Origin of the sequence: Alcanivorax sp. (assembly GCF_002733835.1) — a bacterium.
Lineage (GTDB): Bacteria > Pseudomonadota > Gammaproteobacteria > Pseudomonadales > Alcanivoracaceae > Alcanivorax.
Genome location: NZ_NVWY01000002.1, coordinates 153,666 through 167,435, shown reverse-complemented (window position 1 = coordinate 167,435; position 13,770 = coordinate 153,666). Strand labels below are relative to the sequence as shown.

General features: G+C 55.2%; 8 protein-coding genes. All 8 read left to right on the top strand.

From position 1 onward, the window contains the following. Window positions 1-567: 567 nt before the first annotated feature. The 8 genes from COA55_RS02050 to COA55_RS02015 all read left to right on the top strand — a co-directional run bounded on the left by COA55_RS02050 (window position 568) and on the right by COA55_RS02015 (window position 13,676). Window positions 568-1,929: a hypothetical protein gene (locus tag COA55_RS02050; RefSeq protein WP_063538553.1), complete on the top strand. Its 1,362-nt coding sequence runs from the start codon at window positions 568-570 to the stop codon at window positions 1,927-1,929. A gap of 133 nt (window positions 1,930-2,062) precedes the next feature. Then, window positions 2,063-3,136, top strand: a complete 1,074-nt coding sequence (locus COA55_RS02045; RefSeq protein WP_063538551.1) for a cyclic nucleotide-binding domain-containing protein — start codon at window positions 2,063-2,065, stop codon at window positions 3,134-3,136. Between the two features lie 65 nt (window positions 3,137-3,201). Beyond that, entirely contained in the window at window positions 3,202-4,107 is a 906-nt protein-coding gene (locus COA55_RS02040; RefSeq protein ID WP_290500387.1) for an NAD(+) kinase, read from the top strand. Window positions 4,108-4,235: 128 nt separating this feature from the next. Continuing rightward, the gene (locus COA55_RS02035; protein WP_063520240.1) at window positions 4,236-4,508 is read left to right on the top strand and encodes a DUF1315 family protein; all 273 of its coding nucleotides are present in this window, start codon (window positions 4,236-4,238) and stop codon (window positions 4,506-4,508) included. A gap of 280 nt (window positions 4,509-4,788) precedes the next feature. Continuing rightward, entirely contained in the window at window positions 4,789-7,275 is a 2,487-nt protein-coding gene (locus COA55_RS02030) for a hypothetical protein (protein ID WP_290500386.1), read from the top strand. Window positions 7,276-7,381: 106 nt separating this feature from the next. Next, the gene (gene pepN, locus COA55_RS02025; protein WP_290500385.1) at window positions 7,382-9,991 is read left to right on the top strand and encodes an aminopeptidase N; all 2,610 of its coding nucleotides are present in this window, start codon (window positions 7,382-7,384) and stop codon (window positions 9,989-9,991) included. 231 nt (window positions 9,992-10,222) lie between these two features. Continuing rightward, window positions 10,223-12,223, top strand: coding sequence for a DUF1302 domain-containing protein (locus tag COA55_RS02020; RefSeq protein ID WP_290500383.1), 2,001 nt, complete (start codon window positions 10,223-10,225; stop codon window positions 12,221-12,223). 46 nt (window positions 12,224-12,269) lie between these two features. Next, a complete protein-coding gene (locus COA55_RS02015) occupies window positions 12,270-13,676 on the top strand; it encodes a DUF1329 domain-containing protein (RefSeq protein WP_290500382.1) in 1,407 nt (468 codons plus the stop codon). Window positions 13,677-13,770: the final 94 nt, after the last annotated feature.

The following is a 13,770-nucleotide window of genomic DNA, read 5'->3' as shown; positions in this document are numbered from 1 at the left end:
AAACGGTCGCTGTTCCTGCGTTGTTAGTTCTTGCCTTTGTCCTTGCGTGCTCCCGGTTTTTCTTTGTCAGGCATCCAGCGTCAGGCATCTGGCGTTACCTTTCATGAACTTGTCACTTTCTTTCTGTCTAATTTCACGGACAACATGTGAAACGATAGAAGGAAAAAGACAATGGATGATTATCTGGAAGAGCGTCTGGAAGAAAAGCTGCTGATGGAAAGCTTGGAAGAGTGGCTGGAAGATGATGATTGGGCAGATGACGGCGAGGAGTTGTAATCCTTCGCCGTTCTCTGCCCCTCTTTGGTTGCCCCTCCGTCCATCCCGCCTCATTTCTGTCTGCCTTTTCTGCCGCAACGTGACCCCGGTACTGTTCTGATGGCGTTGTCTGACGCAAGCTATTGGCGTGACTTTTGTTTAACTGCCTTTCAGGTCACACTCTTTCCATAAGGCCTGACTATAATTGGCAGCGCCGCGACTGTAGGTGTCACTTTTGGGAGTGACGCGATGTGCGACGCATCTGCCTGCGGCGGCCACCTATAAAATAATTTCAAGGGAAGGACCGGCACCATGGCTGCATCCTCTGTTACCTCGGAAGCAATTCTGTTTTTTGATCATCGGGGTATTTCCAAAAGCATGCTCTACGCGGATTTCGAAGCCATTCTTGATGGGATGGTGGGGGTGCCGGAGTTTGCAGACAAAGAGGTGCGCGGGGCCTATTGCCTGGTGAATGGCCAGTTACGAGTGCGCTCGCTGGTATTGTTCACCATTGATTTCGATGAAGACGGTATGGCCGATACCACCTGGAATGTGCCGTTGCGTCATCTGGCGGAACACGCAGGCCAGGGCCCGGACATGGGCGCAGGCCCGATTCGTCTTGCCTGCCGTAGTCAGTGCCCGGTGGCCTGGCATCAGGACCAGATGTGGGACCCGGGAATGAAGCCCGGTGCCAATGATTTTATCGCGATCCGTGATTCCATTCGTGAGCGAGGCCCGAAAATGGGCCTGGAAATGGATGATGAGATGGATGCCGCTGCACCGCCAGTGGTGGGATCCTCTGCTCCTACAATCGCACCGGAAGCCGATGAGTCGCAAAAGAAAGCGGATCAGGAGCGTGTTCGCCTGGCACGCATTATCAAAGAGCTGCGCCTGCGGGTGCAGACCCTGGAAAACACCCAGTCTGAAGATGCCGCCAAGGTGCGCTATGCGGCTCAGCAGAAAGAAGAAATCCTCAATGCCCAGCTGGAAAAGGTGATGGGCCAGTTCAAGGCGATCAAATCCCAGAATGGCGCCTTGCGGGAGCAGAATGAATCCCTGAAAGGGCAGTTGTTGTCCCTGAATCAGAGTTTGGAAGAGCAGAGCCGCCGCAGTGAGCACCAGGGAAGCGAAATGGAGGTGCTGACGGAACAGTACAAACTGGCGCTGGAGCAGCGGCTGGAGGAAGAGCGGGCGAAGATGTCCGAGCAGCTGCACGCACTGGAAATGGATGTACTGACCCGCGATGACCTGATTGGCCAGCTCCGTGGGGAAATTGCCGAACAAAAACGCAATAAGGCGAAAGATGCGAACAGCGGGGCCCAGAAGACCCTGGAGAAGCTGGAAGAACTGGGGCTGAGCTTTATCGCCTTTCACCCTGGAGCGGGGCACATTTCCATTGCCGCGGACCAGGTGGCCAGCTACATGGAAAACCCGATCGCCTTTGCGGCACGCAAATGCCTGGTAACCGAGGATCATTACCGGGCCTGGTTGGCGCACTATGAAAGCCCCACCTGTCAGGTTCCCGTTGGGGCCGACCAGTCTCCCTGTGGCAAGCGGGTAATCCGTGTGGAGGTGCCCAATCAGTTCAAGCCCGGGGTGTCAGATTGCAATGCTAACCGCTGCCCGAACTGCCGCAATGACTCTGCCATCGACAATGTGCTGCGATTCCGTTGAGCGAGCAATTGTGAACTGGGTCCGCCAGGTGCTTGATTGGTAAGATTTTTGCAGTACTTTTTTCTGATAGGGGCTTTGGCCTGGCAGAATTGCAATCACCATTGCAACAACAAGAACATCGGGAGCCGCTGTTATGGCGCAGGAATCCATCGATAAAAGCCTGTTACAGACGTTTGTGCCGGTTAACGCGCTGTCTGGGGATCAACTGGACTGGCTGCTCGACCAGCAGGAAGTGTGCCGCTATGCGTCAGGTGATGCCCTTTTTTCGCTGGGAGATCAGGACAACACCACGATTTACCTGCTTAGCGGCCGGGTTGAACTAACCGATGAAGACGGCAATAGCCATACAGTCAGTGCTGGGGATACCGCATCCTGGCACCCACTGGAGCATGTGCAGCCCCGGCGCAGTACCGCAAAAGCCGTGGGTGAGGTGAGTGTGGTGCGCTTTGACAGCTTCCGGCTGGATACCATTTTGTCATGGGACCAGTCGGCGGGTTACGTCATTCTTGATATTAATGCCAACTCTGCCTACCAGAACGACCGGGAATGGATGATCCGGTTGCTCAAGTCCAAGCTTTTTCATCGGGTGCCGCCGACCAATATCCTGGAAATCTTTCGGCGTCTCAAAGCCACCCGCCACAAAGAAGGTGAGGTGATTATTCGTCAGGGAGAGGCCGCTGATTGCTGCTATATCCTGAAAGAAGGCGTATGCGAGGTGTCGATCAGCATGGGCGAGAGTGAGCCCACGCCTGTGGCCATGCTGGAAGAAGGGCAGTGGTTTGGTGAGGAGGCGCTGTTGTCCGGCAAGCCGCGTAACGCCACGGTGACCATGGCCACGGACGGTGTGCTGATGAAGCTGGATCGGCAGGACTTCGATGCGCTACTGCGCGAGCCCATCATTAATACCATGCCCGGCGATCAGGTGTTGTCTTCCGCAGAGAAGGGGGCCTGGTGGCTGGATGTGCGTACCAGTGACGAATTCGACCAGGAGCATTTGGTCGGGGCTACCAATATGCCGCTTAACGTATTGCGCCTCAAATCCCGTTTGTTGGATCCGGGCAAGACCTATATCGCCTACTGTGATACCGGCCGACGTAGCGCCACCGCCGCTTTTCTGTTAAAAAACGCCGGCCTGGATGTGATCGTGTTGGATGGCGGCCTGAATGCCAATGCTGGTACCCTGCACGAGTACCTGACTCAGGGGTAGCGCTTGCCGGATGGTGAGGCTGCCCGGCCTTCGGGTTTCGCATCACCCGACGCAGCATTACCTGAATGAGATCCCCCCCTGTGGCGCAAGAGAAATTTCGCAATATTGGTTTAATCGCACGGTCTGAAAGTGAGCAGGCGCTCTATTCGTTGCGCCAGCTGATCCATTTCCTGCATGGCCGTGATTGCACCGTCATCCTCGATAAACACATTATCGGCAATCTCCCGGAGATGGGCTTGCAGGCCGCCAGTGCCTCACAAATGGGGGAGTCCTGTGATCTGGTGATTGTGGTTGGCGGGGATGGTAGCCTGCTGGGCGCAGCGCGTACGTTGTCCCGCTATAACGTGCCGGTACTGGGTGTGAACCGCGGCCACCTGGGTTTTCTTACCGACATTCTTCCCTCTGAAATCGAATCCCGGGTCGGTCAGGTGCTGGATGGCGAGTACAGTACGGAGAAGCGTTTCCTGCTGGATCTGGAAGTGCGGCGGGGCAAAACGGTGGTGGGTGGGGGTAGCGCCCTGAACGACATTGTGCTGCTGTCGGGTGACAGTGTGCACATGATCGATTTTGAATTGATGATCGACGGGCACTTTGTCTACGGACAGCGCTCCGATGGCCTGATTATCTCTACGCCCACCGGCTCTACCGCCTACGCCCTGTCCGGTGGTGGCCCCATCATGCATCCCAAGCTGGATGCCATGGTGCTGGTGCCCCTGAATCCTCACACCTTGACCAGCCGTCCGCTGGTGGTGGCGGGTGACAGTGAAATCAAGATCCATATCACCACGGAAAAAGTACGGCCCCTGGTCAGCTGCGATGGCACAGAAGGGATTCGTCTGCAGGTGGATGATGTGATCGCGATCCGCAAAAAACCGCATCGCTTGCAGCTGATTCATCCTCCTGGGCATGATTTTTATCAGGCGTGCCGCTCCAAGCTGGGCTGGAGTAGCCGGCCTGGTGATGGCAGTTGATGGTGTGTCTGTAGGAAGCTGCTTGCAGCCGAACCGTTTTCGCTTGCAAGCAAGCTCCTGCAGCCGCAACGACCACCCATGATGCGCCAGACGTTTGGCGTGCTGCCGTTTTAAAATGAGTTATCGATATGAACTACCAGAGCTTTGAAGATCTTATTGCGTCCATGACCCCGCAAGCCTGCGACAACATGCGCCGTGCAGTGGAAACCGGCAAGTGGGCGGATGGCCGGGTTTTAACCCGCGAGCAAAAAGAGCTCTGCCTGCAGGCAGTGATTGCCTGGGAGCAAAAAAACCTGCCTGAAGAGCAGCGCACCGGGTATATGGAACAGGCCTGCAAGAGCAGTGAAGAAAAACCGGAAGAGCAGCCGGTAATCTTGCGTGGCCCGGATACGCTGCAGTAAACATATTTTAAGTATTTGAATACTTTTCGTCGGTGACCGGCGAGTCGTCCCTGAAAAAACGCCTGCCGGCGTTTCTCGCCATTATTTTTCTGTTACGCGCGTTTGTGGAAAAACGGAATTAATGTATTCTTCCTAGAAACCCTGCTTCGGTAGTGGGGTTAGCGTAGGCACAAATAATTCGTTTGGCTAAAGAGCCTTCTGCTGCTTGTATCAAGCCCCCCTGAGTGTAAGTGCAGGCAACGGCAGGAATTAGATAATAAAAAGTGGTTTGGGAGAGATCATGAATACTTATAAAAAGGTACTGCCTCTGGCAGTAGCTATGGCGCTGGCTGCTTGTGGCGGCAGCGACGATACCGTACCGGATCAGAGTGAGGGGGGCATTCCCGTTGACGCAAACGGCGCGCCCCCCGCTGAATACGGCACGTACGCCCGTTTTAATCCCGTGGCCTCGGATCTGCCGCTCAATACAGATTTGGTTTTCGCAGACAGCACCGACGGCACTGCCGATGCCGGCGTTCCCAGTAATCCAGTGACGGCGGCACTGAATCAATTAGATGGATTTTCCACCTCGGCGTATTTTGACATCGCCTTTGCCGGTGGTGATGACGGTGGCAGTCTGGACCCTCTCAGCCTTTGTACGCTGGCCGTCGAATGCGAACCCGATGTTTCCCCCAATGTCTTCCTGGTGCCTTTAGCCATCGAGGGTGATGCCTTGTCCCCGCCTGAGGGTGTGGTACCAATGCCTGATGTGGATGCGCTGGCTGAGACGGCGATTAGCGCCAGTGCAGTGTCGCTCGACGTCGAAGACGACAGTGTGAAAAACACGCTGCGTATTACCCCACTCAAGCCGCTACTGCCCGCAACGAAGTACTTGGTTTTTATCACTAATGGTGTCAAGGATAGCACTGGCAAGCCGGTGGTCGGGTCGCTTAAATATAAGGCGCTAGGTGGCCCCGTCACAGGCTCTCTTGGTGACGCGGTTAAGGGATGGGAATCGCTGGCTGCGGCGGTGTTGACTGGTGACCCGACGTCTCAGGCAGCCAAAGACTCGCTGGCTATTTCCTTTACCTTCACCACCACCAACCCGATTGCGCCGCTAGTGGCCATGGCGGCACCGCGGGCTCAAGGAATTCCTGGCGCGCTTGATAATAGTACTCCTGTGTCTCGTGATGTGGCTGTTAGCGTTCAAACGTCACTGGATATTGCGCGTTTGACTGGGACTGATTGTGCGCAACCTCAGCCAGGCCAGTTGCCTTGCGAAGTTGGCTCTTTGTTCACCGGGCAGATTACCCTGCCTTACTATCAGTCTGCCGCTAGCAAGGCAGTGCCTTTTGATCCTTCCTATCTGGCAGAGAGCTGGCGCCCTGATACCACTTTGGCGGGCAATATTGGAGCAACTGTTCCGCAAGACGAGGACGGTAGCTTAAATGTGACCTACCGGTACCCGTTCGCTGAAGAAAAGACCACAGAGTCCGTGCCGTTGCAGGTGACGTTGCCTGAACCTGATTATCAGCCTGACTTTGGGGGCGGGGCTACTTGTTCGCAGCTGACGGCAGTGCCTGATAATCCGATTTCGGGGGGCTATCCCGTAGCGCTTTACATCCATGGTATTACCAGTGATCGTGCCTCTGTTGTTGCGCTGGCGCATACGCTGGCTAGTCAGTGCGTGGCGACGGTGGCGATTGATTTGCCGGTCCATGGTATTGCCGCCAATAGTCCTTTTGTATCGGCGTTAAATGTTGAGAAGGTTTTGATCCCTGAGGGGGCACCTGGGGCCGGTACTCTTTTGTATCCTGCTTTATATGGTGATGCGGCTCCTCGTGAGCGCCACTTTAACGTCGCGCAAAGTGAGACTGCGCAGCCAGTGGAAATGAATTTTGATGCCCCAACCGAGCTGGATCGCTCTGGCGCCTGGTTTGTTAATCTGGGGAACCTGACGAATACCCGTGATAATCTCCGTCAGGCTGTAATGGACCTGCTGAATGTTAATGCAAGTCTGGATGCCATTGCGGCTCAGGACCTTGATGATGATGCAGACCCAGGGACCTTGCTGTTTGATAAGAGCAAGCTGTACGTTGTGGGGCATTCTTTGGGCAGCATTGTCGGTTCGGTATTTGCCACAGTAAATGAGCAGGCGAGGGGCTTGGATGGGGTGGATTCCAATTTGAACCCCATTAAAGGGCTGGTGGTTTCGGCTGGTGGCAGCCAGTTAAGTCAGATCCTTAATAATTCCTCGACTTTGGGCCCGACTATCAAGGCGGGCTTGGCTGCTAATGGTGTCGAAGAAGGTACTACCAATTACGAACGGTTCCTATATGTTGCGCAAAGCACTGTGGATTCCGGTGATCCGGTGAACTTTGCTCAGGCGTTGGGCGCACTGGATGTCCCTGTGCTGGTACAACAGATTGTCGGTGGCGGAGCAGATGAAAGTGTCAGCTGCGACGTTCCTGGAGGGCAATTACCTTTGCATACATCGGATAAAGTTGTACCTAATGAGGCTGAAGGTGCGCCTTTGGCGGGCACAACACCGCTGGCGATGCTGCTGGGCGATGCAGCGGAGTTGGTGAACTTGACCATCGGTCACCATGCGTCTCTGTTGCGTCCTAATGAATGTGGAGATGACGGGGTGGCTCCAACTGATCTGGAGCTTTTGGCCACAGGTGAACTGCAAACCGAAGTGGTAAGCTTTATTCTGTCCGGGGGGGCTGCAACATCAGTAGGAACGGCAGGAGGCGGCGCCGCTGCAAACTTCGTTGAAACCCCGTAAAAGCTAAGTCAGTCTGCTAAAACGACAACACCCCGCTTCGGCGGGGTGTTGTCGTTCTGGGCTAGCGATTATGATGGCGGTTCCCGTGATTTGTCAGGAGCAGTAAATGGAAACCGCGCACAGTGCAGTGAAAACCACCCGTCTGGCGGACTACCAGCCGCCGGCCTATCTGGTTGACCGGGTGGCGCTGGATGTGGATATCCGCGATGGCGTCACCACCGTGACCAGTAGCTTGTCGTTACGTCGTAATCCTGCCTCTCCTGACGCCACAGTAATGACCTTCAATGGTGAAGGCCTCCTCTTGCGTACTCTGGCGCTGGATGATGTGGTGCTCAATAGCGACCGTTACCACTATGAAAACGGTTTGTTAACCGTTGAGGGTTTACCTGAAGTCTGCACACTCACTTCTGTGGTGGATATTGAGCCGGAAAAAAATACCGCGCTGGAAGGGTTATACCAGTCCAATGGCATGTACTGCACCCAGTGCGAAGCGGAAGGTTTTCGCCATATTACGTTTTTCCCGGATCGTCCGGATGTGCTGGCCCGGTTCACTACCACGGTAAGGGCCGACAAGGCCCGCTATCCGCTACTGCTCTCCAATGGCAATCCGATAGATCAGGGAGAAGAGGGGGATCGCCACTGGGTGACCTGGGAAGACCCGTTTCCGAAACCCTGTTATCTGTTTGCGCTGGTGGCCGGTGACTTGGCTTGTCTGGAGGACACTTTCGTGACGGTATCCGGGCGCAAGGTGGCATTGCGCCTGTATGCCGAGCACCGTGATCTGGACAAGCTGGACCATGCCATGGCGTCGCTGAAAAACGCCATGCGCTGGGATGAGCAGGTTTACGGCCGGGAATACGATCTGGATATCTACATGATCGTGGCGGTCAGCCACTTCAACATGGGGGCCATGGAAAACAAGGGCCTGAATATCTTCAACACCTCCTGTGTGCTGGCCCATCCCGCGACTACCACAGACGCAGGGTTCCAGCGGGTGGAATCCGTGGTGGCTCACGAATACTTCCATAACTGGTCCGGTAACCGGGTTACCTGTCGCGACTGGTTCCAGCTAAGCCTCAAGGAAGGGTTTACGGTCTTTCGCGATCAGCAGTTTTCGGCGGACATGAATTCCGCTGCCGTTCAGCGGGTGGAGAACGTGGATTTCCTGGTGAATCACCAATTCCCGGAAGATCAGGGGCCCATGGCTCACGCTGTTCGTCCGGAGGAATACCAGAAGATTGATAATTTCTACACCCTGACCATTTATGAAAAGGGCGCGGAAATTGTTCGCATGCAGTATCACCTGCTGGGGGCGGAGAATTTCCGCAGGGCGACAGACCATTATTTCGAGGTAAATGATGGCAAGGCGGTAACCTGTGATGACTTCGTAGCCAGCATGGAGGCCGTTTCCGGCCGTGATCTGGACCAGTTCAAGCGTTGGTACAGCCAGGCGGGCACGCCGGTGCTGACCGTTACCGACGCGTACCGTGACGGGCAATATCACCTCACTTTTCGGCAACATACTCCTGTCACCCCCGGTCAGGAGGACAAGCAGCCTCTGGTGATCCCGATCCGTCTGGCCCTGCTGGATGAACAGGGTGCGCCCTGTGCGCTGGGCGCGAACGGGCAGGGTGAGCAGGTCATCATTGTGGATCAGGTGCAACAAACCGTGTCTTTCGCGGTGCCTGAAGGTGTGACGCCCTCGTTACTGCGTGGATTCTCTGCCCCGGTGGTGCTGGATTATGCCTACACGCAGGCGCAGCTGGCACGACTGCTGGCGTATGACAGTGATGGCTATTGCCGCTGGAATGCGGCTCAGCGCCTTTACTTTGCCGCCCTGGATCGGCTGGTGGTTGAGCCTGGGGAGGCGGATGCTGAAGCTGCGGCGCTGGTGCCCGTGCTGGAACAGGTCATTGCACGCAGCGATGAAGATCCCGCTCAGGCCGCGTTGTTGCTCACCTTGCCCAGTGAAGTGGCATTGGGTGACCGGCATACACCCTTGAGCCCGGCATCCATTCACCGGGCTCACCGTGCCATGAAACGGGCACTGGGCAAGGCTCTGCAACCGTACTGGCTGTCGCTGGCAGAAAACCTGCTGGCGACGGAATTGAGCATGGATGGCCGTGCCATGGGGCGGCGGCAATTACGTAATCTGGCACTGGACTTTTTGGCAGCAGGCGGACACGACGAAGCGGCGCGATTGGCGGTGGAACTGTTCGAGCTTCCCCTGTGCATGAGCGAAGAGCTGGGCGCGCTGAAGGTACTGGTGCACCATGGCTTGCCGGGGGCTGATCAGGCACTGGCACAGTTTGCCGAGCGTTGGCAGGAAGAGGCGCTGGTGATGGATCAGTGGTTTGCGGTGCAGGCTACGGTGCCGGGCGAGCAGACCGTCGAGCGAGTCAATGGCCTGCTCGAACACCCGGCCTTTGACTGGAAAACGCCAAATCGGGTGAGGGCACTGGTGGGTACATTCACCAATGGCAACCCGTCAGCCTTCCATGCGGAAAATGGGGAGGGCTACCGGTTGTTTGCTCAGGCACTGTCCCGGCTGGATGCCATCAATCCGCAGGTGGCGGCCCGCCTTGCCAATGGTGCGGCGCGCTTGCCTCGGCTTGAACCGCAGCGCCGGGAGCGGCTGGCAGAAGTGCTTGCCAATGTGCAAAAAAATGCATCTGGTAACGTGGCAGAAGTACTGGGCCGTATACTTTCATCCTGATTTCCGGGAGTCGCCTGATGGAGCTGTACGGGGCGAATAACGGGATGACCGGCTAGTCGTTAATAATAGAGTACACAGGGGATTTATTTTTTTTCGTGATGTGTAAGAATTATGCATTAGCTCGGGCGGTGGTTTGTATCAGGAAGAATGATGGGACCTGTTGCAAATGGGAGCTGCTGTTGCCCGAGTAAAAAACAATAAAGCCATGCGCATGGCAATTCGGAGAGCTACATGAATAATAATCACCTGCGTAAAACCAGGCTGGCGATGGCTGTCGCCAGCATCACTGCCCTTACCGGGCTGTCCCTTCCTGCTTCAGCGGTTCAACTGGATTTTGAAAACCCGGACTGGTCCGGGCGACTGGATACGACCTTGTCTGTAGGTGCCTTGTTCCGGACCGAAGGGCAAGACTCCATGTTGGCAGCCACCGGTGATGTGGTGGACATGACCAAGGCCGGTTACGGTTCTCAGATCAACAAGAACGATGCCAATAATAACTACGATACGGGCCTGGCCTCTCTGGTGTATAAAATCACCCCGGAGCTGGATCTGAGCTGGCAGGGCAAGTACGGCATGTTCCTGCGTGGTACGGCGTTCTATGATCAGGTGATCATGGGTGGCAATCATGACGGTGGTGTTCTGAATGCGTCTGCTCCGTATTTCCCAGGCAATGGTTTTAGCCGTTACGCCACCTATTCGGATTATGCGAACAATGGCACGGGTGATGATTTTACCCGTGACGCCGAGCGCTATGCGGGCCAGCGTGCGCGTCTGCTGGATGCGTATGTGTGGGGTAACTTCGATATGTTCGATCGCCCCCTGAACGTACGTCTTGGTCAGCAGGTGATTAACTGGGGTGAGGCGCTGTTCATGCAGAATGGTGTTAACACTGCCAACTATTTTGATCTGAATGCCTTGCGTCTGCCGGGTTCTGAAATCAAAGAGGCCTTGCTTCCCCTCAATAGCTTGTACTTCTCCTATGGCTTGACTTTCAATTCCACCCTTGAGGCGTTCTACCAGCTGGACTGGAAGAACTCGGAAGATGCGCCAACGGGTACTTACTTCTCCACCCATGATGCCTTCCCGGGCAAGGGTGCCGATAATGTGATCATCGATGGTCGTGTTGTGGCTCTGAGTGCTGGTGCTCCTGGTCTTGAGACTGCTTTCGCTGCTTATACCTCTCAATTCGGCGACTATCAATATGAAGCGACCCAGGTAACGGTAGATCGCATTCGTGATAAAGAAGCTTCCGATAGTGGCCAATTCGGTCTGGCCTACCGGTATTTTGCTGAAGGCCTCAACGGGACTGAGTTTGCTCTGTATTACACCCGAACCCATGCAAAAACGCCGATCGTAGGCGCTCGGCTAAATAACATTAATACTGGTGGGGCAGGCAATCCGGTAGGGATTGCTAATACTATTGATACCACTGAATACCAAATGGCCTATGTTGAAGATCAGGACATGTTTGGTGCCAGCTTCAACACTAGCATTGGCAATATGTCGCTGGCGGGCGAGCTGGCTTACCGCCCGAAAAGAGCCATTATCAACGAAGTGGGGGATAACCTGATTTCTGCCCTGGCAGGGGCTGCTGCAAATTCCGCACCCACAATTGATTCTCTGACAAACCATTGTGTGCGTGCGGAGATAGGGGGTAGCTGCCTTAAAGGCTCTACACTCGTCGACGAAGGACAGCTGTACTATTTTTATGACGAAGTGGAAAGCTATAACGGTTCTTTGGTTAGCATCTTCAACTTTGGTCCCACTTTCGGCTCCGATGGTTTGATTGCCTTGTTGGAATTGGGCATTGAGCATGTAGAAGGGCTTGAAACATCTGGTGAGTACTACAACTCTACCGCTGCAATTCTGGGTAGCGAAGCTGATATTTTGAACGGCAATGGTGATGGTGTTGCGGATAAGAATGAAACTGATGATTATGGTCTGGACCCCACCTCTTGGGGCTACCGTGCAGTCTTGAAAGCAGATTACAGCAATGTCATGGCCGGTATTTCGATGAGCCCCAGTATCCGTTTTGCCCATGATGTCGAAGGTAACTCTCCGATTGGCGGCAACTTTATGGAAGACCGTAAAGCAGCCACCCTGGGTGTGAGTTTCCTGTACTTGAACAACCTGGAAGTGGCCATGTCTGGTACCACCTTCTGGGGCGCCAAATATTCCAACAAACTGGCCGACCGGAACAACGCTTCGGTTTCTGTTAAGTACTCTTTCTAATTTGTTCCAGGCCGGCGTGCCGGCCTGTTTTTAACGGAGAGCAATCATGTTGAAGAAATTGACCGCAATGGGTGGTGCACTGGCACTGTCTCTGAGCGTAGCGGCCAATGTGCACGCTGGTGTTTCCAGCCAGGAAGCGGCGAAACTGGGTACATCCCTGACGCCTTTCGGTGCACAGATCAAGGGCAACGGCAAAGCTACCTCTACAGGTCTGGGTATCCCGGATTACACCGGCGGCATCCAGCGCAAGGATATCCCCAAGGAGTACACTCGTCCGGGCCAGCATCACCCGGACCCGTACAAGTCTGACAAAATCGCCTTCACCATCAACGCCCAGAACGTGTCCCAGTATGCGGACAAGGTGCCGGACGGTGTGCAGGCCATGCTGAAAACCTACCCGGATACCTTCAAGCTGAATGTGTACCCGAGCCACCGCTCTACGTCTGCGCCGCAATGGGTGTACGACAACACCAAAAGCAACGCCACCAAGGCCAAGCTGGGTGAAACCGGCGTGGACAATGCATTCGGCGGCATTCCATTCCCGATTCTGAGCGGTACTAACGAGCAGAAAGCCAAGCAGGCAATCTGGAATCACATTCTGCGCTGGCGTGGTCTGTACGTGGTGCGTCGTGCGTCAGAAGTGGCCGTTCAGCGTAGCGGTGCCTACTCGCTGATTACCTCACAGCAGGAAGTGTATTTCCGTTATTACGATCCGAAGTACAACTTTGACTCCCTGGATAACATCATTTTCTACTACCTGTCCTTCACCAAAGCGCCGGCACGTCTGGCTGGCGGTGCGGTACTGGTACACGAAATGCTGGACCAACAAAAAATGCCGCGCCAAGCTTGGGGCTACAATGCCGGCCAGCGTCGCGTGCGTCGTGCACCCAACCTGGCTTACGACACGCCGATTGCGGCGGCCGATGGCCTGCGTACGGCAGACGACACCGATATGTATAACGGTGCGCCGGACAAGTACAACTGGAAGCTGGTTAGCGAGAAACCAGTGGAAATGTTCATCCCGTACAACAACTACAAGCTGGATAGCCCGGATGTGAAGTACGAGACCTTGCTGCAGCCAGGGCACGTCAATGCGGATTACCAGCGTTGGGAACTGCATCGCGTCTGGGTGGTGGAAGCAAACCTGAAAGAAGGTGAGCGACACATCTACCAGAAGCGTCGTTTCTATATTGATGCGGATTCCTGGCAGATTGCCGCCATCGACCAGTACGACCGTCGTGGCGAGCTGTGGCGCGTGAGCTTGGCTTACATCAAGAACTACTACGAAGTGCCGACCCAGTGGACGGCTCTGGATACCTTCCACGACCTGCGTGCTCAGCGTTACCACGTGCAGTTCCTGGATAACGAAGAGTCTTCCATCCTGGATTACAGCCAGCCGGTACCGGGCGATCGTTATTTCCACCCGGCAGCGCTACGTCGCCGCGGTCGTTAATTATAAAAAATGCCGGCTCAATGAAGCCGGCAAGGCAAAACGACCGGGACGCCACCCATGGCCCCCGGTCGTTTTGTGCTCGGCCCTGGAACGG